Annotated in this window: 25 protein-coding genes; 15 read left to right on the forward strand and 10 right to left on the reverse strand. The window is 33.9% G+C overall.

Going from position 1 to position 24773, the window contains the following annotated elements:
• The first annotated feature begins 10 nt into the window (after window positions 1-10).
• The 12 genes from ACP7AT_RS04280 (at window position 11) to ACP7AT_RS04335 (ending at window position 10088) form a co-directional block, all read left to right on the forward strand.
• Window positions 11-472 (forward strand): hypothetical protein, encoded by a 462-nt coding sequence (locus ACP7AT_RS04280; protein ID WP_426063112.1) that lies wholly within the window; start codon window positions 11-13, stop codon window positions 470-472.
• Window positions 473-658: 186 nt separating this feature from the next.
• Window positions 659-1288, forward strand: coding sequence for a porin family protein (locus tag ACP7AT_RS04285; RefSeq protein WP_426063113.1), 630 nt, complete (start codon window positions 659-661; stop codon window positions 1286-1288).
• A gap of 131 nt (window positions 1289-1419) precedes the next feature.
• Window positions 1420-1572, forward strand: coding sequence for a lmo0937 family membrane protein (locus tag ACP7AT_RS04290; RefSeq protein WP_121365230.1), 153 nt, complete (start codon window positions 1420-1422; stop codon window positions 1570-1572).
• A gap of 54 nt (window positions 1573-1626) precedes the next feature.
• Window positions 1627-1779 carry a lmo0937 family membrane protein gene (locus tag ACP7AT_RS04295; protein ID WP_113633709.1) on the forward strand — a complete coding sequence of 51 codons (153 nt, stop codon included), beginning with the start codon at window positions 1627-1629 and terminating at the stop codon, window positions 1777-1779.
• 41 nt (window positions 1780-1820) lie between these two features.
• Window positions 1821-2153 (forward strand): YtxH domain-containing protein, encoded by a 333-nt coding sequence (locus ACP7AT_RS04300; protein ID WP_426063114.1) that lies wholly within the window; start codon window positions 1821-1823, stop codon window positions 2151-2153.
• Window positions 2154-2205: 52 nt separating this feature from the next.
• Entirely contained in the window at window positions 2206-2553 is a 348-nt protein-coding gene (locus tag ACP7AT_RS04305) for a hypothetical protein (protein WP_426063115.1), read from the forward strand.
• 1 nt (window position 2554) lies between these two features.
• The gene (locus ACP7AT_RS04310) at window positions 2555-2911 is read left to right on the forward strand and encodes a hypothetical protein (protein WP_426063116.1); all 357 of its coding nucleotides are present in this window, start codon (window positions 2555-2557) and stop codon (window positions 2909-2911) included.
• A 925-nt stretch (window positions 2912-3836) separates the two neighbouring features.
• A complete protein-coding gene (locus ACP7AT_RS04315; protein WP_426063117.1) occupies window positions 3837-5615 on the forward strand; it encodes an Ig-like domain-containing protein in 1779 nt (592 codons plus the stop codon).
• Window positions 5616-5693: 78 nt separating this feature from the next.
• The gene (locus ACP7AT_RS04320; protein WP_426063118.1) at window positions 5694-7727 is read left to right on the forward strand and encodes an OmpA family protein; all 2034 of its coding nucleotides are present in this window, start codon (window positions 5694-5696) and stop codon (window positions 7725-7727) included.
• 244 nt (window positions 7728-7971) lie between these two features.
• The gene (locus tag ACP7AT_RS04325; RefSeq protein ID WP_426063119.1) at window positions 7972-8451 is read left to right on the forward strand and encodes a nuclear transport factor 2 family protein; all 480 of its coding nucleotides are present in this window, start codon (window positions 7972-7974) and stop codon (window positions 8449-8451) included.
• Window positions 8441-8887 (forward strand): DinB family protein, encoded by a 447-nt coding sequence (locus ACP7AT_RS04330; protein ID WP_426063120.1) that lies wholly within the window; start codon window positions 8441-8443, stop codon window positions 8885-8887. The genes ACP7AT_RS04325 and ACP7AT_RS04330 overlap by 11 nt, the downstream gene beginning before the upstream one ends.
• A 112-nt stretch (window positions 8888-8999) precedes the next feature.
• Window positions 9000-10088: an AI-2E family transporter gene (locus tag ACP7AT_RS04335; RefSeq protein WP_426063121.1), complete on the forward strand. Its 1089-nt coding sequence runs from the start codon at window positions 9000-9002 to the stop codon at window positions 10086-10088.
• 1 nt (window position 10089) lies between these two features.
• On the opposite strand, the gene ACP7AT_RS04340 is transcribed toward ACP7AT_RS04335, so the two are convergent.
• The 9 genes from ACP7AT_RS04340 to ACP7AT_RS04380 form a co-directional block, all read right to left on the reverse strand.
• Window positions 10090-11136: an o-succinylbenzoate synthase gene (locus ACP7AT_RS04340; protein ID WP_426063122.1), complete on the reverse strand. Its 1047-nt coding sequence runs from the start codon at window positions 11134-11136 to the stop codon at window positions 10090-10092.
• 70 nt (window positions 11137-11206) lie between these two features.
• A complete protein-coding gene (locus ACP7AT_RS04345; RefSeq protein WP_426063123.1) occupies window positions 11207-11737 on the reverse strand; it encodes a hypothetical protein in 531 nt (176 codons plus the stop codon).
• Between the two features lie 45 nt (window positions 11738-11782).
• On the reverse strand, window positions 11783-12991 hold the full coding sequence (locus ACP7AT_RS04350) for a tetratricopeptide repeat protein (RefSeq protein WP_426063124.1): 1209 nt from the start codon (window positions 12989-12991) through the stop codon (window positions 11783-11785).
• 171 nt (window positions 12992-13162) lie between these two features.
• Window positions 13163-13840, reverse strand: a complete 678-nt coding sequence (locus tag ACP7AT_RS04355; RefSeq protein WP_426063125.1) for a metal-dependent hydrolase — start codon at window positions 13838-13840, stop codon at window positions 13163-13165.
• A gap of 45 nt (window positions 13841-13885) precedes the next feature.
• A complete protein-coding gene (gene menA, locus ACP7AT_RS04360; protein ID WP_426063126.1) occupies window positions 13886-14848 on the reverse strand; it encodes a 1,4-dihydroxy-2-naphthoate octaprenyltransferase in 963 nt (320 codons plus the stop codon).
• Between the two features lie 85 nt (window positions 14849-14933).
• On the reverse strand, window positions 14934-16448 hold the full coding sequence (locus tag ACP7AT_RS04365; protein WP_426063127.1) for a PH domain-containing protein: 1515 nt from the start codon (window positions 16446-16448) through the stop codon (window positions 14934-14936).
• Window positions 16448-16969, reverse strand: coding sequence for a PH domain-containing protein (locus tag ACP7AT_RS04370; protein ID WP_426063128.1), 522 nt, complete (start codon window positions 16967-16969; stop codon window positions 16448-16450). The genes ACP7AT_RS04365 and ACP7AT_RS04370 overlap by 1 nt, the downstream gene beginning before the upstream one ends.
• 137 nt (window positions 16970-17106) lie before the next feature.
• The gene (locus tag ACP7AT_RS04375; protein WP_091170323.1) at window positions 17107-17937 is read right to left on the reverse strand and encodes a 1,4-dihydroxy-2-naphthoyl-CoA synthase; all 831 of its coding nucleotides are present in this window, start codon (window positions 17935-17937) and stop codon (window positions 17107-17109) included.
• Window positions 17938-18664: 727 nt separating this feature from the next.
• Window positions 18665-19519, reverse strand: coding sequence for a CvfB family protein (locus ACP7AT_RS04380; RefSeq protein WP_426063129.1), 855 nt, complete (start codon window positions 19517-19519; stop codon window positions 18665-18667).
• A gap of 333 nt (window positions 19520-19852) precedes the next feature.
• Here ACP7AT_RS04380 and ACP7AT_RS04385 point away from each other — a divergent pair, with 333 nt between their 5' ends.
• Complete coding sequence (locus tag ACP7AT_RS04385; RefSeq protein WP_426063130.1) at window positions 19853-21205, forward strand: M28 family metallopeptidase; 1353 nt, start codon at window positions 19853-19855, stop codon at window positions 21203-21205.
• Window positions 21206-21384: 179 nt separating this feature from the next.
• On the opposite strand, the gene menD is transcribed toward ACP7AT_RS04385, so the two are convergent.
• Window positions 21385-23046, reverse strand: coding sequence for a 2-succinyl-5-enolpyruvyl-6-hydroxy-3-cyclohexene-1-carboxylic-acid synthase (menD, locus tag ACP7AT_RS04390; protein WP_426063131.1), 1662 nt, complete (start codon window positions 23044-23046; stop codon window positions 21385-21387).
• 94 nt (window positions 23047-23140) lie between these two features.
• Between menD and ACP7AT_RS04395 the strand changes: the two genes are divergently transcribed.
• Window positions 23141-23638: a GNAT family N-acetyltransferase gene (locus ACP7AT_RS04395; RefSeq protein ID WP_426063132.1), complete on the forward strand. Its 498-nt coding sequence runs from the start codon at window positions 23141-23143 to the stop codon at window positions 23636-23638.
• Window positions 23639-23745: 107 nt separating this feature from the next.
• Window positions 23746-24696, forward strand: a complete 951-nt coding sequence (locus tag ACP7AT_RS04400) for a tRNA dihydrouridine synthase (protein ID WP_426063133.1) — start codon at window positions 23746-23748, stop codon at window positions 24694-24696.
• Window positions 24697-24773: the final 77 nt, after the last annotated feature.

A 24773-nucleotide genomic window follows, 5' to 3' on the forward strand; every position in this document is an offset into this window, starting at 1 on the left:
ATAACCCAAAATGAAAAAAATACTTTTTACACTCGCCATTACAACATTCATGGCCGGAACTGTTTTAGTAGGATGTCAAAATACCTCAAAAAAAGAAGAAGCTGCTAAAGATAATGTAGAAGAAGCAAGAGATAATCTTGATGATGCCAAAGAGGAATTGTCAGATGTAAGAGCCGCAGCTACAGAGAAAGAGTGGAATGATTTTAAAGACAGCACTAATTCTACTATTAAGCAAAACGAAATTCGAATTGCGGAAATGAAAACCAAAATGAAAAGAACCGGTAAATCAATTGATGAAATATATGCAAAACAAATTGAAGAATTAGAGCAAAAGAACAAGAACATTAAACTAAAAGTGCAAGAATACAAAAACGACACTAATAGTGACTGGGAATCTTTTAAAGAAGAATACAATCGAGACATGGATGAATTAGGAGCTGCTATGAAAAATATGACAGTAGACAATAAATAGTAAATTAAAAAGGCGAGTTTTTTAACTCGCCTTTTTTTGTATAATTAATACTTTTTTAACAATACAAATACTGATTTTATAGCGCCAAGGTGTGAATAATGTAACTTTAAATTAAAGTATTGTAACAACTTATTAGTACAATCTGCAGATATTTGTTGTGTAATTATTCGATAAAAAACAAACAAAATGAAAAATTCAAAGAAACTAATTTTTGCTTCATTAGTATTAAGTTTAATGACTTTCACAAGTGTTAAGGCTCAAGAAAATGAAACTAAATTTGGTGTAAAAGGGGGCGTAAATTTCTCTAATTTTTATATCGATGATGTTGATGACAATAATGTGTTAACAGGATTTAATTTTGGCTTTTTTGCTAAATTACCTATTTCAAATAATATCTTTTTACAACCAGAGATTTCTTATACTGGAAAAGGTTCTGAATTAGTTTACAACAATCCGTTAGTTAGTGGTACTGCACAATTCAAATTAAATTATATCGAAGTGCCTCTTTTATTAGTAGTAAATGTGACGAAAAATTTTAATATTCATGCTGGTCCTTACGCTGCTTATATGATAAGTGGTAAAACGACGAATAAATCTAATAACGGCAGCTACAACTTTGAAGACAAAATTGATGTTGATGATTTCAACAGATTTGATGCAGGTCTTGCTGGAGGTGTAGGTTTAGATTTAGAGTCTGTCAGTTTTGGCGTGCGTTACAATTACGGACTGACTAAAATTGGAAAAGACAATTCAGACTTTGCTTCTTCAGATGCTAAAAACAGTGTATTGAGTGTTTATGCTGCATTTGGATTTTAATCAAGCAATAATACAAATAAATATATCGCAATTTTTTTGAGAATAACCATTTAAGAAACCTGTAAAGGTTTAGAAAGTGTTTAAAAAAACAAACAAATGAACAAATAAACTAATCACTAAAACTAAAAATCATGAGCAACCTTCTTTACACCATCGCAGTAATCTTAGTTATCTTTTGGGCAATTGGATTCTTTGCATACAGTGCCGGATCAATTATTCATATCCTTCTTGTTATTGCTGTTATAGCAATCTTATTTAGACTTATCTCGGGTAGAAAAATCTAATTCAATCGTTATTAAAAAAATTATATCAATAATAAAATCGTAAAAAATTAAAAAATGGGCAATCTTCTTTATACAATCGCAGTGATACTGGTTATCTTTTGGGCAATAGGATTTTTTGCATTCAGTTTAGGATCAATAATTCACGTACTTCTTGTAATTGCAGTTATTGCGATACTTTTTAGACTTATTCAAGGAAGAGGTATTTAATTCAATTTTAAAATAATAAATAATAATTAAAATAAATAATTATGAAAGCAGATAAAATAATATTAGGAATTTTGGGTGGAGTGGCTGTAGGAGCATTATTGGGAGTATTGTTTGCCCCTGAAAAAGGAGACAAAACAAGAACAAAAATAATGGATAAAAGTAATGACTATGCTGACGAATTAAAAGGTAAGTTAGATACTCTATTGGGTTCAATTACTCAAAAATACGAAAAAATCTGGAAAGAAGGAGAATCTTTGGTATCTGAAGGAAAATCAAAATTTTACGATACAAAAAGTGAAGGTGAAACTTTACTTGCTGAAGGAAAATCTAAATTTTACGATGCAAAAAACGAAATTAAAAATACAAATATTTAATTAGATATTTAATTTTTAAAATTTCATTCTAAGTCCGTTTACAAACTATATCATGGAAAACAACGCAACAACAATAGAAATGCTTTTTGAAAGAGCAGAGGATTACACAAAAACAACAGTAGAATTGGCGAAGTTATATGCAGTGGATAAAACTGCTGATTTTATATCTTCTCTTATTTCTCAATTGGCTATTTCTATTGTTTTTGCAATGTTTGCCTTTTTGGTAAATATTGGCCTTTCATTATGGATTGGGGAATTAGTAGGCAAAGTTTATTATGGCTTTTTTATAGTATCAAGTTTTTATTTATTAGTTGCAATTATTCTTTACATATTTAAAGATCAATGGATCAAAACGCCTATCAGCAATTTTATGATTGTTAAAATGCTTAAAAAAAATTAATATGAAAAAGATAAACCAGACAGAAATTCTTAAGGAAACTATCTTATTAATGAAAATGAAACAAGCTGATGAATTAGTACAACTTAAAGATCAGTATCATCACACTCTTGAAAGTTTAAAACCTTTGAATCTAATAAAAAAGGCTTTTGGATTAGTAGCCACTTCACCTGAAATAAAAGGGAATATTCTAAGCAATGTTATAGGCATGACAACAGGATATTTGACTAAAAAAGTTTTGTTAGGAGGAACTCACAATCCAATTAAAAGAATATTGGGTACAGTTTTGCAATTTGCAATAACTAATATTGTTACAAAACAGTCTGGAAAACAAATAGACAACGACCTACAAAACGTTTAAGTGTGTGCTAATTACTTTTAAAATTTTTGAAATTCTTACTTAACTTAATTCTAATCTTTGTTTTCTTATAAGTGGTTAAAAACCCATAGTAATCAACTCCAAAATTTTTTACTTTTAAAATTTTAATGTGGAATATTATGATTAAAAGAATAAAAAAGAAGATTTAATACCTAAAAACAATCTACTGGCTTTTCAAAATCAAAAAAAATAAAAGCGAGCCGCAGAATTAACAAAAGTTAATGCTGAACTAAATATCGCTGAAAAACATCATAAAAATTCATTATTGGCTAAAAGTAATTATGTTCATTATCTCTCGCAGATTCAGATAGCTGGTCCTGCATATTTTAGGCATACCTTTTCAACTGCATGAGTCTTCAAATTCTTTATGGGAGAGTGGAGAATGTTTAGATCTTATTAAACAATTTGCCCTAACGCTTGATTCTTTTATTAAAGAATTAACAATTTTTACATCCAATTTAATACAAAAAGAAAAAAAGTTGAATGTTGATGATTTTAAAAAATTTTAATTCAAAATTATCTAAACATAACTTTTAGTTTTACTTCCACCACGATTTATCTTAATAATCTTAATCAATTATTTGTAATGCTGTTGTTTCATGCGATACAAGTAGTATTTTTCGTTACCATTATTTTAAAATAAAGTTTAAAAATGATGAACACTCCCCTATCTTTCTTTTTCTATGGTTGTATTTATTAGTATCCTATTTCTCTAGAACAATTAAATGATATAACACAATGTTAACATAGATAATACCGTAAAAGATTGATTTTAAACAACCTAATTATTTTTTTAACAAATAAAATAAGTGAATTTTATAACTTATTAAAATAATTTTATAATGCATTTCGTCGTTAAAAGTGCGTACTTTGACTGTTAAATTATTAATCCCCTAAATTCTAAAAAATGAATATCAAAAAACTACTACTAACCTTTGCAATTTTGATTATTGCATTAATTTCTGGTTGTGCAGAAGACAATTTTATCGAGACCGAGGGCGTTTGTCCGGTAGTATCCTCTACTATCCCGCTTAATGGAGCTTTAGGAGTTCCCTTAAGACAAGTTATTTCTGCAACATTTAATGAAGAAATGAACCCAACAACGATTAATGCAGCTACTTTTATTGTAACAGAAGCTAACGGCACTGCTGTTGCAGGTGCGGTTACTTACAGCGGAACAACTGCTACGTTTACTCCTTCAAGTTTTTTGAAGCCAAACACTACTTACGTTGGAAGAATTAAAACTGGTGTAAAAGATGTGATGGGTAATGCACTTCAAACGGATTATGTTTGGACATTTAGTACCGGAATGCTTATTGTTCCTACTGTGATTACAACAGATCCTACAAATAATGCTACAAGTGTTCCCTTAAATAAAACAATTACTGCGACATTTAGTATGCCAATGGATCCATTGACATTAAACAATTTTACTTTTATCGTAAATCAAGGAACTAATCCAGTTGCTGGAACGATTACTTACGCTGGTTCAGTTGTATCTTTTACTCCGACTGCTCCATTTACTCCCAACACAATTTATACTGTTACTATTACTACTGGTGCTAAAAATTTAGACGGAACACCTTTGGCTAGTAATTACGTTTGGAAATTCACTACCGTAGCTGCTCCAACAGTAACTGCAACTGACCCTCTTAATAATGCTACAGGAATAAATTTAAACAAAACGGTTACCGCAACCTTTAGTACAGTGATGGATCCTTTGACTATTAATGCCACTACTTTTACTTTAAAACAAGGTACAACAATCATTCCTGGAGCAGTAACTTACACAGGTTCTACTGCCTCTTTTAAACCTACTAATCCTTTATTAGAAGGTAAAATTTATACTGCTACAATTACAACTGGTGCAAAAAGTGCTGCCGGAGTACCTTTAGCGAATGACTATGTATGGAACTTTACCACATTGGTTGCTAATGCTCCCGCTCCTACTGCAGGTCTATTTTTCGGAGTATTTGGTGGAAATGCAGGAATTACAAATCAAGGTCTGAATACAAGGATTAACAATGGAGGTATAGGAACAACAGCTGCTTCCACATTAGTAACAGGTTTCACTGATAAATTAGCTACGCCTAATGAGGTTTATACAGTTACACCACTTAATAATGGACTAGTATTTGGTGGAATTTATACCGCTGCACCACCTCCAGGAAATGCTTTAAAAGCACAAAAAGCACTAGAAGGATTAAATGAAGCAAGAGCATTATGGAACAGTATTTCTCCCGCTTCAAAACCAGGTGGAAGTGACCAAGGATCAGGTGAGCTTGGTGGACTAACTTTAGCCGCAGGAGTTTATAAATCAGCCAGTGGTACATATAAAATCACAAATGGAGATTTGACTTTATCTGGAAGCGCAACTGATGTTTGGATTTTTCAAGCTGAAGCTTCATTAACAGTAGGTTCTCCAGCAGCTACCAGAAATGTTAAATTAACAGGTGGTGCGTTGGCTAAAAATGTATATTGGTATGTAGGTAGCGCAGCAGTTATTAACTACGCCGGTGGTGGTGTTATGACAGGAAACATAATTGCAGAAGACGGTGTTACATTATCTTCTCCAGGTAGTAGCACGACTTTACCAGGGCAGGAAACGATATTAAACGGAAGAGCAATTTCATTAATCGCCTCGGTAACTATGGTTAATACCATCATTAATGTTCCTGCAAACTAAGCAGTTAATATATAGTTTAAATATCCCGTCTTTGGGCGGGATTCATTTAAATAAAATCTAATATTAAAATATATAAAAATGATATCAAAAAATATTTATAAAGAGACATTATGTATTTCATTGTCTCCCAATAAACTAACCGTTAAAGGAGCTGCAATTATTGCTTTATCATGGTTAAGTTTGCAAACAACGGTTCAAGCTCAAGAAGCTCAAGTAATAAAATATGCAAAACCTTCGTGGTACTTTGGAGTTGCTGGTGGTGCTAATGCTAATTTTTATCGTGGTTCTACAAACCAGTTGAATGCTGCTTTTACACCTCCCGCTACATTTCACGATGGAGATGGTATTGGTCTTTTTGTTGCGCCACTTTTAGAATACCGTCCTGCTACTTCAAGATGGGGAGTAATGCTACAAGCGGGTTATGATAGCCGTAAGGGTTCTTTTGATCAAGTACTTACAGCATGCGATTGTCCTGCAGATTTATCAACTGACCTTAGTTACATCACCGTAGAACCAAGCGTACGTTTTGCACCGTTTAAATCTAATTTTTACCTCTATGGAGGTCCACGTTTGGCTTTCAATATGGATAAATCATTTACGTATCAATTAGGTATTAATCCAGCTTTCCCTGATCAAGCACCTTCTGCTGCTGTAACAGGTGAATTTAGTGAAATTGAAAAAACTATTTTGTCAATGCAAATTGGTGCTGGTTATGATATTCCACTTTCTTCGGATAGTAATAAAACACAATTTGTATTGTCGCCTTTTGTTTCTTTCCAACCTTATTTTGGTCAAAATCCACGTGCAACAGAAACATGGAACATAACTACGATCAGAGCTGGTGTTGCGCTTAAATTTGGACAAGGACAAAATATCCAGCAGGCTACAGATATGGTTCAAGACCGTGAGGTTAATTTCACTGTAAATTCTCCAAGCAATGTTCCCGGAGAAAGCAGAATGACTGAAATTTTCCCACTTAGAAATTACGTTTTCTTTAATGAAGGATCAAGTGAAATTCCAAATCGTTATGTTTTGTTAACGAAAGCTCAAGTAAAAGACTTTAAAGAAGATCAATTGGAAACATTTGCTCCAACAAACTTATCAGATCGTTCTAAACGTCAAATGACTGTTTATTATAACGTTTTGAATATTCTAGGAGACCGTATGCAAAAAAATCCTTCAGCGACAATTACTTTGGTGGGTTCATCAAATAATGGCAATACAGATGGTCTCACTATGGCAGAATCTGTTAAAACATATTTGATAAATGTATTTGCTATAAATGAAGCTAGAATTACAACCAAAGGTCAAAACAAACCAAATATTCCATCTGAACAACCAGGAGGAACACAAGAATTAGTGTTGCTACGTGAAGGAGATCGTAGAGTTTCTATCGAAAGTAACTCTCCAGATTTATTGATGGAATTTCAAAGTGGCCCTAATGCTCCATTGAAACCAGTACAAATTGTTCCATCACAAGTGGCACCTGTTGAAAGTTATGTGACCTTTAATAATAAAGGAGCTGGAGAAGCTTTATCTTCTTGGTCATTACAAATCGCTGACGAACAAGGAAAAGTACAATCTTTTGGACCTTATACTGAGGAAGAAGTTAAAATTCCTGGAAATTTAATTTTGGGTAGTCGTCCAGAAGGAGATTATAAAGTAAAGATGATTGGTCAAACTAAAAGTGGTAAAATTGTAGAGAAAGAAACTCCGGTTCACATGGTGCTTTGGACTCCTGCAAAAATGGACGAAGGCATGAGATACAGTATCATCTATGAATTTAATAGCTCTACAGCAATCACAATGTATGAAAAATACCTTACTGAAGTGGTAGCACCAAAAATTCCTTCTGGAGCAACGGTAGTTATCAAAGGTCATACTGATATTATTGGTGAAGAAATCTACAATCAAGGATTATCTCTTTCACGTGCAAATGATGTAAAACGTATCATTGAAAGTTCTTTAACTAAAACCGGCAGAAACGATGTTAAATTCGAAGTATCTGGTTACGGTGAAAATGAAAATAATGCTCCTTTTGAAAACAAAACTCCTGAAGAACGTTTTTACAATCGTACCGTAATTATTGATATTATTCCTGCCGCTAAATAATTCAAATTAGCAGAGAATACATTTTATATTTAACAAAAAAGGATAGAAACTTAAAAGTCTATCCTTTTTTTTGTGCCAAAATTTAACTCATGAATCTATGGTAACAGCATGAACAAGAATTAATTCTTTTAAATAATTGTCATAAAAAAGCATCTGATCAGATTTTGTATTTTCCAATTTCATTTTCAAACAGTAGATTAAAGCAAAAAAAAATAGTATTTTTACTATTCACTTTATGTAAAACATGACTTCAAACGAACAAATACTTGTCAAATTTTATACTGCTTTTGCAAATGCTGACGCGGCAACAATGTGTGAATGTTATTCTCCCATCATTCAGTTTCGAGATCCTGCGTTCGGTTTATTAAAAGGAGATGATGTTTGCCAAATGTGGAAAATGTTGATTGAAAAAAGTAAAGGAAACATCAAGATTGAATTCTCAAACCTTAAAGCGGATGACTACTTGGGTTCCGCACAATGGATCGCTAGATACAACTTTAGCAAAACCAATAGAAAATTAGTAAATATTATACAGTCTCAATTTCAATTTAAAGACGGATTAATTATAAAGCAAACTGATGAGTTTGACATCTGGAAATGGTCCAAACAAGCTTTCGGAACTACCGGATATTTATTAGGTTGGACTGGTTTTTTTCAAAAAAAAATACAACAACAAGCACTTTCATCATTGAAAAAATACAAAGAAACTAAAAATGCTAATTGAAAGTTTAAAGACACTATTCAACCGAGATTTAAATCAGCTAAAAACCGAAATTGAGTCGTACCAAAATGAAAGTGATATTTGGAAAATCCAAAAAGGAATAGCCAATTCAGCCGGGAATCTTTGTTTGCATTTGGTAGGAAATCTTAATACATACATTGGCGCCGAATTTGGAAAAACCGGATATATCAGAAACCGAGCACTCGAATTTTCACTAAAAGATATTCCAAGAGCAGAATTAATACAAAAAATCGAAGAAACCATTGCCGTTGTTGACAATGCATTAAATACAATATCAGAAGAAGAATTAAAAAAGGAATACCCTCTTTTAGTTTTCCAAAACAATACTTCTACTGAGTTTATTCTTGTCCATTTGACCACGCACCTAGCCTATCATCTGGGACAAATTAATTACCACAGAGGATTATTGGAATCTTAAAACATTAGCAATGATCGGCAATTTAGTAAATTGCTACACGTTTTAGGTTCATACTTAAATCGTTTATAAAGTTAGGAAGAGTAAGAAATAACGCTTACAATACAACAATTATATGTCAGAATCTTCTAAAAAACCCGTTTCGTTTCAATCCAGTAGGAAATATTCCATTTTAGAGATACTCCAGTTTTTAGTAGTAGTTTCTCTGATACTCTATTTTGGAAAAACACTATTTATTCCGTTGAGTTTTTCATTACTCATTGGATTTATACTATACCCTGTTTGCAAATGGATGGAAACAAAAGGCATTAAAAAAGGTATAGCAATTTTTATCTCTATTTTAGGTGTAACACTTTTAGCGGGTTCTATTATTTATTTATTGTTCATACAGTTCTCTGAATTTCTTCACGAATGGGAATCTTTGAGAGTCAAACTGAACCAATCGATACATCAATTAAGTGTTTTTATCGTAGAAAGATTTAATATTAGTCTGGAAAAACAAACGGAATTCATTAATAATACGGTCAACGATTCTGGTTCACTAGCTTTTTCAATGTTACGAAATACCGCATACTCGTTATCTACATCATTATTTTTTTTAATAATGATTCCTGTTTTTTCGGCATTAATACTTTTCCATCGGCAGTTATTATCAAATGCTTTATATGAACTTTTTCCTCCAGAGCGTAAAAATACCATTCACGAAATTCTCATTGAAACCATTCATGAATATTACAATTTCATCAAAGGAATGTTAATAGTTTATTTAATAGTTGGATTATTAAACAGCATTGGACTTTGGATAATTGGGGTGCCAAATCCTTTTCTGTTTGGTTTTATAGCCTCAATCCTCACTTTTATTCCATATGTGGGAATCATGATATCTTCGCTCTTGCCTATTGCGGTTTCCTGGATAACGTACAATTCTATCTGGTATCCATTAGCCGTTATTGCTGTTTTTTCGATTGTTCAAGCACTTGAAGCCTATATTATATTTCCTTTTGCAGTAGGAAGCCGTTTAAAAATAAATACACTTATCATTATTATTGTAGTAATCGTTGGAGGCATTATTTGGGGAGCAGCAGGAATGATTCTTTTTATTCCATTCATAAGCATCATCAAGTTGATAGCGGATCGCACACCAAGTTTAAAGACGTTATCCGTGTTATTGGGAGATAGCGATCAAAAGCAAACATCAAAATAATCTATTTTAAAAGGCCAAAATCAAAAGCCCAATCCGATTCTTTCTTATACCACAACTGCCCTACTGAAACTTCGAGCGGACAGTCAAAATTATTGGTGTAAAGTGCTCCGGTTCCTAATCCTTGAGGCATTAAATTATGTTGTAAAAAGGTCCACTGCGCAATCGCGTTCAGTCCAATATTACTCTCCAACGCGGAGGTAATCCACCACCCAATTTTATGCTTTTCAGCCAATGAAATCCACTCTTGTGTACCTCGAAAACCGCCTACAAAACTAGGCTTCAAAATGATGTATTGTGGCTTGATTTTCTCCAGTAATTGTTCTTTTTCTGCTAATGTAAACACACCAATCAGCTCTTCATCCAAAGCAATAGGAAAAGGAGTGGTTTTACATAGCTCTGCCATCCTGTCAGTATTATTTTTTTGAATTGGCTGCTCTATACTATGCAATTTAAATTCAGATAGTTGTAATAGTTTATTTAAAGCTAAATCTATATCAAAAGCCCCGTTAGCATCCACCCGAATTTCGACTTGTTCCGGAGTGAAATGTTCCCGAATAAACCGTAATAATTGTAATTCTTTATCAAAATCTATTGCTCCAATTTTAAGTTTGATACATGTGAAACCCTGCGCTAGTTTTTCCTCTATTTGCTGCTTCATAAACGACTCCTCGCCCATCCAAACTAAACCATTGATCAATATGGATTTTATACCGTTTGTGAAGTCCGAAGGAAACAACAAAAAAGGGTTTTCACTCTCCAAAGATTGGAACGCCATTTCCATTCCAAATTGTATCGAAGGAAACTCCAATAAAGCTTCCCAAAGCTGGTGTTTTCCTAAGTGGATATTGTCGCAAGTCCATTGTAATTTTTCTTCATAATCTGGTCGATCATCAATACTCAATCCGCGAAGGATTCCGCATTCTCCTATTCCTTTTTTACCGTCCTGTTCCAAAACAATAAACCAAGTTTCTTTTTCGGTCATAACGCCACGGGAAGTTCCTGATGGTCGCTTGAAATCCAGAATGTATTTGTGATATGTTGCTTTCAAGAAAAATATTTTTTTTTGACAGTTTACCGTAAGTGATTCTTATTGTAAAGAATCTTTTATAAAACTAATTTTACGAAAATTGTTCTATATAATTTTTAAATAATAATTCCCTCCATTCCATTACAATTTTTAAAACTTCAAATAACTTCCATTCATTATTCAAAAGATCCAAACCCTTAAAAATTGGCGACCTATCAATTTCATCAAAATTATTTAAGCCAAAACATCCAAGAATAACTTTTGTTCCATTGTGTAATTTTTCATCTTCTTTATGCTTTATATAATTAGCAAGCCCAATAATTAATTCAATGTTTGACTTTTGAAAATCCCCTAAATTTGGTTGTAATTTATAATATGTTATTTTTTCATCGGTAGTTTCATAAAAATCCTTTATCGTGCCATTTATGTAATTTTGAAATGCGATGAAAGCCAAGCCATAAATCGGCTCACTATCTTCTAAAAACCACAATGCATCATACGAGTCATTAGCTTCCGTTCGAAGTTTAAGAGAATTAATTGAATTTTCAAGTCCTGAAATAATCTGAGACAAACTCTCAGCGCGATAATCTCCCCTAAGCCAATGATGTTCTGTTATATCCATTTTACGAGGTAACTTCAATATTAATTTCAAATATCACATTTCAAGCTATTTACTCATCAACTTCAAAACTCTATCAAAATCATTGGAAGCTATTCCCACTTTTTTGAAAGTCACAATATCTTGTTCTACTTTTTGAGTCCAACTTAAACTATCTGTTACGTTTTGTGACTGATACTTTTTGTAAATTGCTTTTGCCGAAGCATAGTTATCATTCAATAAATAGGCATGCGCCAAATTGAGTTGTATTAATAGTTCTGTGCCGTCGAGCTTCTCGCCTTCTTTCAGAAATTTAATCGCTTTCCCGTATTGCTTGGTCAAAAGATAGCTATTCCCAATAGAATTATAATCTAAAGCAGTTGCTTTTCCGTCGTTGATTATTGTTGTAAGTTTCTGAATCGCCTCGCCTTGCTTTCCTTGTTTTGCTAATCCTGCAGCTTGCTTGCGCAAATCATTATACACACTTTTAGAAAGACTGCTTTCACCAAAACAGCTAGTACCAAAATCCTTAAACGCTTTAGCGCGCTCTACAGCCAATAATTTTTGGAATTCTTTATACTTGTACTTGGATTGAATTTTATCAAGAATACAAACGCAAAAATCATCGGAATTGGTCATTTTTTGAGCCAAATTAGAAGTCTTGCATTGATCGATGATTGCTTTTCTGTTTTCAAGCTTCCAGCCACGACTGAGTTTATTATCGACCCAAGGCACAACTTCAAGGATGATTTTTTGATTCATAATCCAGTTTTTACTTTCAAAACCAAACCATAAATTTTCAGAGGTTGATTGCATACAAGTTGATTTCTCTGTCGAAAGTCGCTTTGCATCTTTACTGACCGGTGTATCCTGAACCAAACACGCGTCATCCGTTTTGCCGTTTTCTTTGTATTTTGAGGCTAAGTCAGCACTCGAGAAGACGGCGTACTTGCATTTATCATCAGCAGAGATTTTAGATAGGATAAAAACCGCTCCTGCCGCACCTTGACTAATTCCCGTTGGATCCGGAATAGCTTTCAAAACTGAAACCAAACTTCCAGCCAATTGCTGATTTTTATCCAAAAGCGTTATTCTATAGACTACTTCGGTCGTTCCTTCAGGGAAATCTTGGGTTTTAATAATGATTCTACCTCTGGCGGAAACCGTTATCTCTTCGGTTGTAGCGCGAGTTTTATCCCAATAACCGTCTTTTTGTGCGAAAACGATATTTGCAGAAATTAAAAACAGAAATAGAACTATGAAATTCTTTTTATACATGATTGATATAAAATTTAAACACAAAGCGAACAAAGTTTTCGCAAAGTTGATAAAGTGTTGAAGCAACGATAACCCTAGCCCTGATAAAAGCGATATCCTTTACTTGCGTTTTTAAGCAAGTAAAGATACAAGCGGATAGCAGGAGATTGCTTCAAAAAATTCGCAATGACATTACAATTCGATAGAACTTCCTATTTCCAGTAACATTAAATCTTTTCCTTTATCAAAGAATTTACGAATGGATTCTTCATGGTCAATTTCGATAAAACCGAAAGTGTCATAATGGTAACCCAAGATTTTATCGCAATCCAAGAAATCAGAAGCTATAATTGCATCCTCAACGTCCATGGTGAAATTATCGCCTATCGGCAGAATCGCCAAGTCAAGTTTAGTACGCATCGGAATGAGTTTCATATCCATAGAAAGTGCCGTATCGCCCGCAATATATACGTTTTTATGTTCACCTTCAATGACAAAACCACCCGGATTTCCTCCGTAACTCCCATCAGGAAACGAACTGGAATGAATGGCATTTACATATTTTAGTTTCCCAAAATCGAAATTCCAGCTTCCGCCATGATTCATCGGGTGCGATTGAAGCCCTTTTGCGCCATAAAAACCTGCAATTTCAGCATTGGAAACAATTACCGCATTGTTTCTTTTGGCAATTGCCTCCACATCCAGAATATGATCTTCGTGTGCATGCGTAAGCAAAATATAATCCGCTTTTAAAGCATCCATATTAATGTGCGCTGCATTTGGATTTGCAGAAATATAAGGATCTACAATGATGTGTTTGCCTCCAACTTCGATTCCTAATGACGCGTGGCCGTAAAATGTTATTTTCATCTTTTTTAATTTAAAAATTATATGACTCAGTGATTGATTACTATTTTATCTCCCTCCTAAAAAAGTATTTACGATTATATCCGAAAAAAAGTAAATCATACCTAACGACAACAATACAGAAAGTGCAAAAGTACTCAGTGCCAGTTTTTTTAATTCAGGATCTAATTCCTTAGGGATTTGGTTTTTATAAACGGTAATTAAATGTTTGCTTAATGGAATATACGCCAATAAAAACAAATATTGATCAAAGTGAAAATCGTCTACAATTGCAAAAATCAATACCAAAACCATCGCCGTTACAATTAGAAAGTAATGGTATATTTTAGCTTTGGCTCCGCCAATTTTTACGACAATTGTATTTTTATTTGACTTACTATCCGATGCTTCGTCCCGCATATTATTCAGATTTAAAACGCCAACGCTCAATAATCCAATGGCAATTGCAGGCAAAACCAATTCAAAATCCAACTGTTTCGAATATAAAAAATTTACTCCTAATGTACTCACCAAACCGAAAAACACAAAGACGAATATGTCGCCAAATCCCTTATAACCGTAAGCTGTATTTCCCACTGTGTAACGGATGGCTGATATGATTGCTAAAATTCCCAATATCAAATAAAATAAGGAATACCATAAATTAGTATCGGAAAAGGCATAATAAATCAACAACATCGCGGAAAGTAATGTCAACGCAGATGTAATAATAATGGCGCGTTTCATGGCTTGCGGAGTAATGACGCCGCTTTGTATGGTGCGTTTAGGACCTACTCTGTCTTCATTATCCGTTCCTTTCATTCCATCGCCGTAATCATTGGCAAAATTGGACAGTATTTGCAATCCTAATGTTGTCAATATAGCAAAACCAAACAATCGCCAGTTAAAAACTTCTGTCGGGGTTAATATGTTATCTGTTGGGTGTGCCAAAGCGTACATACTACCAACTATTATTCCGGAAACCGATAGAGGTAATGTTCGTAAACGTGCGGCTTCAATCCAATGTTTCATGTTTTTTTATTTAAAAATTTAAAGTATAAAACTTAAGATTTGTTGCGCATACAACTTTAAACCTTAAACTCTAAACCAATTTATTTTACATCCAATTACTATCGGAAGTTTCAATTTCGTACAACCAAAGGTTGACTTGTTGTTTTAGTATTGAATAATTCCCCAACTGAAAAGCTATATTTCCTCCTGCTGTATGCAATGTTATCGAACCGATATTCAACTTTTTATGCCAGAAGAGCTGCGAAGTTGTAATTGCTTGTATTTTACTGGGCTCAATAATATCATTGCTAATATCCCAAGAGCCACTTTGTTTTATTATAAAATTATCGTGGATGAATAATCGGTTATTTTTAAATTTAAAATATTGGATTAATCCAATAATAACAACATAAACAGGTAGGACGTAACAGTATTCGAAAAATACGGGTTCAAGCCAATAACCTATCGCCATAAATCCCAACAAAGGTAATGCAATTGCCAGAAAAATAGAAAAAATAAGTTTGCGAAAATTAGGCTGAAGCATTAATCCTTTTTCAGGAATTTGGTGAAACAATAATTTTAAAATTGAATCTCTATCATTCTCATTACATCCTGGAATTTCTATTACCGACTTGCGTTCTTCTTTTTCTCCACTGGTCGCTTGTCTGATTTTCAGTTCCAGAATTCCCAGTTTCTTTTGAAAATAATTCCTTCTTATAGTTGTAATCTGAACTTTTTCAGGTTTTATGATTGTACTTTTTGTGTTCAATAAGCCAAAAGATAATAGCAAAGACCCTCTTTGTCGGGTTATTTTATAATTATAATATTTAAAAACGATTCGTATTACATTAATAACTAATACGATCCCAAACAAAAACGCGATCGATATTAGAATAGTTTGTAACACTAAGTTTTTATCGATATACGAGCCTACTTTTTCTTTATAAACATTGCTTTCATCTCCAAAATTTTGAAAATTCTCGTAAATCGTACTAAAGAAAATTACCAATAAAGCGATACTTCTTCCATAATTAGAGGTAACTCCAACTTTTAGCAAACTCAAAAAACTGATTTTTATAAAAGGATGCGCAGCTTCAAATAGTTTTTGCTCGGTTTCCTCCAATGAAGTTTCTTCAGTTCCAATTGCACTCTTTAATTCTTCATTTTCCAACAAACGAAATTTCAACTCTAAAGCCAATTCATGTGAAATGGCTTTGATGGCGCCTTCTTTTTTATTGCTTCCGGCTGTATCTACATCCAATTCATAAACCCCAATTAACTTTTGAAGAAAAGACTGATTTATATTTACTTGTTGAATTTTACGAAGCTGAATAGCAGTTTTGGTTTTATTCAAAACGCCATCTGTAATAACGAATTCTTCATTTTCAGCATCCAAAAAGAAAGTAAAATTCAGATATTTCAAATAAGAAACAACTCCAATACTCACGAAGATGGCAACCATTCCAACGAAAAAATATAATTTATTAACCTCGTCAAACTTAAAAATCCAAATCACAATCATGGGCCACAACGCTCTGGCATACTGCTGAAGCGTGTAAAAAAACATTACCAAAATCCCTATTGAAGATTGCCGCTGTGGCTGACTAAAATCGGCCCCCATTACAATTGCTTTTGTATTTTACCCATCAACAATTGTTTAATATTCTCGGCTTGTTCTTTTTCGATTCCGGGGATTTCAATATCACTGGAACTTCCGCCGGCAGTAAAAATTTCTATTTTGGCAAGTCCAAAATAACGCGAAATAAACCCTTCATGCAACGCCACATGCTGCACTCTGTTATAAGGAATTACGATAGTATTGGTGTCAATAATTCCATGTCTAAAAAGCACATCGTGTTCCCGGAATGCAAATCCTTTTTTCTTGAATCCAATAACAGAAAATACGACTAACAAAATCGAAAATACAGGAATTACAATTCCTAAAATCAACCAGACTCTTCCTGAAAACAATTCGGGTTTAAGCATCGAAAGTAGTATTGGAATCAGAACCACTATTGCAATAATTCTTACCAAACTAATCAATACCACTGTAATGTATTTAGGATGCAAATTCGTAAAAGCGACTTCCTCAAACTTAGGAAGCTGGCTGGTATCAATTGTTTCGTTTGTGAAATTTTCCATTTATAAAATTTAGTTTAAATCGAAAGGTCTTAGGTTTAAAGTTTTTTTTAAAACAACTATAAACTTGAAACATTAAACTTTTTTTCCTGTTTTGCGACTGAACACTAAAAACTGAACACTGAACACTGATTACTGCATTACGGCAACCACTTTTTCTCAAAATTCGGTTTTCTTTTCTCAAGAAAAGCGTTTCGGCCTTCCTTAGCTTCTTCGGTCATATAAGCAAGTCTCGTAGCTTCACCGGCAAAAACCTGTTGCCCTACCATTCCATCATCGGTTAGATTCATGGCAAATTTCAGCATTTTGATAGCCATTGGCGATTTTTGCAAAATTTCCTGTGCCCATTCATAAGCCGTATCTTCTAATTCAGCATGGGGAATCACCGCATTTACCATTCCCATATCCATCGCATCCTGAGCCGAATAATTGCGTCCCAAGAAGAATATCTCGCGCGCTTTTTTCTGCCCTACCATTTTAGCTAAGTAAGCAGAACCGTATCCACCGTCAAAACTGGTTACATCGGCATCCGTTTGTTTGAAAATAGCGTGTTCTTTACTCGCTAAAGTCAAATCGCAAACCACATGCAAACTGTGTCCTCCGCCTACAGCCCAACCGGGAACCACAGCGATGACTACTTTTGGCATAAATCGGATTAAACGCTGCACTTCTAAGATGTTTAGCCGATGCTGTCCGTCATCGCCCACGTATCCTTGATGCCCTCGTGCGTTTTGATCGCCGCCGCTGCAAAAAGAATACACGCCATCTTTAGATGAAGGCCCTTCAGCAGAAAGTAAAACTACTCCTATTGACGTATCTTCCTGCGCGTCATAAAATGCATTATACAATTCGGCAGTTGTTTTTGGACGGAACGCATTGCGCACATCCGGCCTGTTGAAAGCAATTCTGGCAACGCCATTGCATTTCTTATAAGTAATATCTTCGTATTCTTTAGCAGTGATCCAATCCATTACAATTGATTTAAATTATTTTAGTGTAAAAATAAATCATTTTTTACATTTTATCTATTCTATTTCAATAAGCTTATGGTAATCCTTCTCTGATTAAAGGCTTCAAAATGTTAAAAAACAAGAAAAAATCAGCATTTTAGCAGTTGCCAATTCAAATTATTTTTAATTTTAGAACAAGCTAATCAGATGAATATAAATTCTTTATCTTGATTAATTATTGATTCTTCACTGATTTATTAACCTAAAAAAAGAATGTATTGAATGCAATTAAAAATGTTGTCGCTCCTTTTTCTACGGTAATAACTTATAAAAATATATAGAAAGCCCCGATAAACGAGCTAATGATACTAGCATTTGCCCCAGCAGTAAAAAATAAAAAGTAACACCTACGGTTAAATAAAGATTTATTTTTTTGTTCTTGCAAAAGTGAGACATTAATAAACAATTGTTTAAAAAATTATCTTCCAATATATAGAAAACCAACGGCCTTATCGTGAAATTATTTCTTAACTCACAAGCAGGTGATTGTTCATTTAAAGACAAAACTACCCTTTAAAGTATTTACGCTTAAGTTAATATTTTTAAAATAGTATAGAAAATACTATTACTCTTAGAAGCGGATAAAGCTACTTTAAACTTCAAATTAATTTTAATGTTGCCAGAATTTAATATTCTGAAACAGCGTTAAAAAGAGAAAGACTAACCGTTACGATTAGTCTTTCTTTTTTTATTCCTTAACCAAGTAAATTCCGTCTTCCTTAATTTCAATTAATTTCTCCCGGTACAAAGCACCAATGGCTTTCTTGAAGGTTTTCTTACTCATCTTTAAAACCGTTTTAATGTCTTCCGGATGCGAATTATCAGTCAATCGCAAGAAACCTCTACTAGCTCTTAGCTCGTCGAGAATTTTTTCCGCATTCGGTTCTATACTCTGATATCCCTGTACCTGCAAAGCCACATCAATTTTATTATCAGGACGAATCATCTTAATGTATCCACGCATGCGGTCTCCCGTTCGAATCGCGTCATCATAGACTTCATCTTTGTACATCAAACCTTTGTACTTTTCGTTAATGATTACGTTTATTCCTAATTCAGTGATATGTGAAACGATTAAATCTACCTCTTCACCCTTTTCAACCGTTAGGTGGTCATTTTTTAAAAATTGATTTAATTTACTGGAAGCGACTAAACGATTGGTTTTTTCGTCCATATAAAGGTACACCAAGTAGCGTTTCCCTTTTTCCATAGGACGCGCCTGCTCTTTAAACGGAACCAAAATATCTTTTTCCATTCCCCAATCCATAAAAGCACCAATCTGATTGGTATAATTCACACGTAAAAGCGCAAATTCATTCAATAATATATACGGCTCTAATGTCGTGGAAACGGGTCTTTCCTCGTGGTCTAAATATACAAAAACAATTAACTCCTCGCCTATTTCAAATTCGTTGGGTACGTATTTGTTAGGCAGCAGAATATCATGAATTCCTTCAGGATCTTCTTCTGGATTTCCCAGAAACAAACCCACTTTGGTGTCGCGTAAAATGGTAAGCGTATTGTATTTTCCTATTTCAATCATTTTCTTTCAATTTCTAAAGCGCAAATGTACGAAGTTTGAAAATAGTAAATTAAGAAACGGTCCACAAAAACATAAAGCTCAAATTCAATGGATATTTTCTTTTTTAGGAGCATAATTTTCCGTTGTTTCATCACGAGTTGTCCCGCTGTCCGCAGTATCCACGCCCAAAAGCGTGGGATACTTGCTTCCATCGGGGCTAGATAAGGACTTTTTGTTATTCAGAATGATTAATAATAAAATTTTGAAAGTACTAAGAATTAACAATTCCTAAAACTCAATTTCACTTATACTTTCTTTTTTACTAACTTTGAAAAAACTAAAAAAATCCTATTAATGAAACCAACCTCAATTCTTTGTTTATTCCTACTACTATTCATTTCTCATACCAATCACGCACAAACAACAGTTGATGATCCCGAAATAAAAAAAATGGTAGCCGAGGTAAAATCGGAAAATATGGAAGCTACAGTTCGCAAACTCGTGTCTTTTGGAACCCGACATACCTTAAGTGACACCAAAAGTAACACGCGCGGCATTGGCGCGGCGCAACGCTGGGTCAAATCAGAATTTGATAAATATGCTTTAACATCAGGCGGAAGACTGACTTCTGTAATTGATTTTTTCACCATAAAAGCTGATGGTAGACGCATCGCCACCGACAGCCAGTTGGGTAATGTAATGGCAACCTTAAAAGGAACGGATCCTACAGATGATCGTGTCTTAATAATAAGCGGCCATTTAGATTCTCGTGCTTCCGATGTTATGGATTCTAAATCAGATGCGCCTGGCGCTAATGACGATGCTTCTGGAGTAGCCGCAATGATGGAACTTGCCCGAATAATGAGTCAGAGAGAATTCCCTTTTACACTGATTTTTGTGGCAGTAGTTGGTGAAGAGCAAGGATTGTACGGAGCCAAGCATTTAGCTGATGTTGCCAAAGAAGGAAAATGGAATGTAATAGCCATGATTAATAATGATATGATTGGAAACAGTTTATCCAGTGGTACTTTACTCAGAGACAATACTAAAGTTCGTGTTTTCAGTGAAACAATTCCGTTCTTAGAAACGGAAGCCGAATCAAAAATGCGTAAATCGACCAATCGTGATAATGACAGTCCATCGAGACAATTAGCTCGATACATCAAAACGGTTACCAATCAATATGTGGAGCAACTGGATATCAATTTAGTGTATCGCAACGATCGTTTTTTGCGTGGTGGCGATCATACTCCTTTTAGTCAAAATGGATTTACCGCCATTCGTTTTTGTGAAATGAATGAAAACTACGATCACCAACATCAAAACGTTCGAAAAGAAAACAACATCCAGTACGGCGATCTTGCTGAATTTATGGACTTTGAATACATGAAGAAAGTAACGTGTTCTAACTTGGCTACTTTCAGCAATTTGGCTTGGTCTCCAAAAGCACCAACAAACGTAGGAATTGAAGTAAAGGATTTGACTAATTTTTCTACTTTAGTTTGGACCGCTCCTGAAGGGAAATCAGTTTATGGATACAACATTGTGATCAGAGAAACTTCATCACAACATTGGGAAAAAACAATTTTTGTAAAAGATACAAAAGCTGAAATTCCGTATTCTAAAGATAACTTTTTCTTCGCTGTTCAAGCCGTTGATGCTTTAGGACATTCCAGTTTGCCAGTTTTCCCTTTGCCAATTCGTTAAAATACTAAAAGGTTTTTAACCATTAAAGTAATTTTTATAGTCATGGTTTTGCTAATGAATCTTACTTGATGGTTCAATATAACAATAAACAGAAAAGCGTTTGCCTTTGCAAACGCTTTTTTTATGGATACCATTTATAAATTAAGCATAAATGATAAATGTGAATGATTCGAAAATAATTAAATCAATTCTTTAAAATATTGCAGTAAAATGCTGTCGTTTTTCAAGGTTGGTGTGAAAATTTCCAAAATACTTGGTTTTTCATTTTGAGCATACAAAGCAGTTAAACTTGTTGCTAAACTACTTTCATTACTGGCAATGCTATATTCAAATCCATACATTTTAGCCAAATGTTCTGCGGTTAAGCAATGGGAAGTTTCGAAAAATGTATTGAAAACAGGTGTTTCTTCATGTCCGGGTAAAATTCTAAAAATTCCGCCGCCACCGTTATTGATTAGAATAATTTTGAAGTTTTTTGGAATATAATTGTTCCATAACGCATTGCTATCATACAAAAATCCAATGTCTCCAGTTATGAAAACGGTTTGTTTATCATTGGCTACAGCCGCACCAATAGCGGTTGAAGTACTTCCATCGATTCCGCTGGTCCCGCGATTGCAATACACTTCAATTGAAGGATCAACAGCTATTAATTGCGCATACCGAATTGCCGAACTATTACTGATTTGTAATTGACTGTTTTTTGGCAAATACTGCATCACTTTTTCAAAAACTTTAAAATCCGAAAAAGGAATTTTGTTTAAATAAATATCGCTTTTCAGCTTTCGCAACACTTTTACTACGTCGAATTTTTGAAAATAATCGCTTTCTATTACCTTTGTAAGTGGCAAGAAAGTATCAAAAAACGCATTTATATCTACTTTAAAATGTTTGGTCAAAGCACCAAAAGTGTCATATGCTCTTAAAGAATCAATATGCCAATGATGTTTGGGTTTGTATTTTCTTAAAAATGCTTTAATTCGTTTAGATACGACCATTCCTCCAAAAGTGACTAAAATTTCCGGACGAAAATTTTCAAAATCGGCATTCGTAAAAGGTGTAATTATCGTATCTATATTGTTGATAAAAGTAGGATGATGCAAGTTCGAAGTTGTTTCAGTCAAAACTACAACCGATTCGTCTTTTGCAAAAGTGTCAATTATATTTAAATTGATGGCATTTGGTTCATTCACGCCAACCAAAATCATTTTTTTAGTAGAATTGTTCCAAATCGTTGCAAATTCCGAAACGTCTTCGATGGAAATTAGCTGCGTCACATTTGCGGCAGCGACAATATTTACAGTAACCGAAAGCTCCGAGATGGTCTCATACAAAGGCTCTTCAAATGGCGCATTGATGTGAACAGGACCTTTATCAGTGATAGCCGTATTAATCGCCTCATTGATTATTAAATCATTTTCGGTCGAAACATCCTCATGCAAATTAGCGTTGAATAATGAATGGTTTTCGAACACATTTTCCTGCCGAATGGTTTGGCCATCACCAATATCGATTTTGCTTTGCGGTCGATCCGCTGAAATCACTATTAAAGGAATCTGACTGTAGAATGCTTCTGCAAAAGCCGGATAATAATTCAATAAAGCGGAACCGGAAGTACAAACCAAAGCAACTGGTTGTTTGGTTTGTTGTGCAATTCCAAGTGCAAAAAAACCAGCTGCACGTTCATCGGCAATACTGTAACATTGAAAAGCGGGATTATTTACAAAACCTATGGTTAGCGGTGCATTTCGAGAACCCGGAGAAATAATTATTGTGGTGATTCCTTTGGCCAAACAAATTTCAATAATGCTTTGTGCTAAAGGTATTTTGGGGTAAATCATTGTTTTAGTTTCAAAGAAACAAAGATACAAAGATGCAAAGGTTTTTCTCTATTCTTAAATAGTTTTCTTAAATTTGAGGAAAAATAAATTCTTTATGGAAATCAAAATAAGACCGGCTGTTTTTACTGATTTAGATACAATATTGGAAATCATCAATCACCAAATATTAAACAGTACTTCAATTTATGATTATGAGCCACGCGATTTTGAAACCCATAAATTGTGGTTTGAAGACAAACTGGCCCATGATCTACCTGTAATTGTAGCAGAAACTGAAAATGGCGTTATTGGATATGCTACTTATGGAACTTTTCGTCATAAAATAGGTTATCGTTTTACGGTCGAACATTCTGTTTATGTAGCCGAAGAGTTTTTAGGAAAAGGGGTTGGAAAATTATTATTGGCAGAACTTATCCAATTGGCAAAAAAACAAAAATACCACACTATGATTGGCGTTATTGACTCCGAAAATATTGGCAGTATTGCTTTTCATAAAAAATATGGTTTTGAAACCGTTGGCGTTATTAAAGAATCCGGTTATAAATTTGATCGCTGGCTGAGTTCCGTTTTTATGCAGTTGATTTTAGAGTAAATCAATTTGTACTAAAATTTTGTTCGTTTTTTACTATGTTTGACTTTAAAAAATTTATGACTTTAAGGCTTGAGACTTTATAGTATATTTGCACAACTAAAAATTTCATGGACTACACCTTACTTTCATCGCCTTTACAGGGATTTACTGATTTTCGTTTTAGAAATGCCCAAAACAAGCTTTTTGGAGGAATTGATACATTTTACTCGCCTTATATTCGATTGAACGGAAAGATGATGATCAAACCATCGTATGAACGAGACCTGCTTCCTGAAAACAATCTTGACTTAGAGGTCATTCCGCAAGTGATAACAAATGATGCCGATGAATTTTTATTTGTGGCCAAGTATGTTCAGGAATTGGGTTATAAAGAATTAAACTGGAATTTAGGATGTCCATATCCAATGGTGACCAAATCTGGAATGGGTTCTGGTCTTATCGCTAATCCTGAAAAAATCAACAACATACTTCACAGAGCGCACTCCGAATCAGATATTATCGTGTCTATGAAGATGCGTTTGGGCTACGACAACAGCGAAGAAATTCTGGATGTTTTGCCTATTTTAGATACTTATCCTATTAAAAATATTGCGATTCATGCGCGCATTGGAAAACAATTGTACAAAGGTGGTGTAAATTTGGATGCGTTTCAACATTGTGTTGATAACAGCAAGCACAAACTATACTATAATGGTGATATTACATCTGTGACTAAATTTCATGAAATGCAAGAACGATTCCCAAGCATTGACCACTGGATGATTGGCAGAGGATTAATTTCGGATCCTTTTTTACCAAGCATGATAAAAAACAATACTTCAGAATATCCTGCGAACAAAATGGAATTATTCTGTACGTTTCACGATACTTTGTATGCTATTTATAGTGAATCGCTTTCTGGTTCAACGCATATTTTACTAAAAATGTATCATTTATGGGAATACTTTTCGGCTACGTTTTCGAATCCACATAAAGTTTTGAAAAAAATAAAAAAAGCGCAAAGCATTCGGAATTACGAAGCAGCTGTTGCGGAAATTTTCAAAAATGAAAAGTTTTAAAGAAAAAAACCATTAAGAAATTAAGAAAAATTAAGCTCTGATTCTTAATGTAACTTAAATTCTTGATGGTTAAAATT

The organism is Flavobacterium sp. DSP2-3-1, assembly GCF_049896865.1.
Classification (GTDB): Bacteria; Bacteroidota; Bacteroidia; order Flavobacteriales; family Flavobacteriaceae; genus Flavobacterium.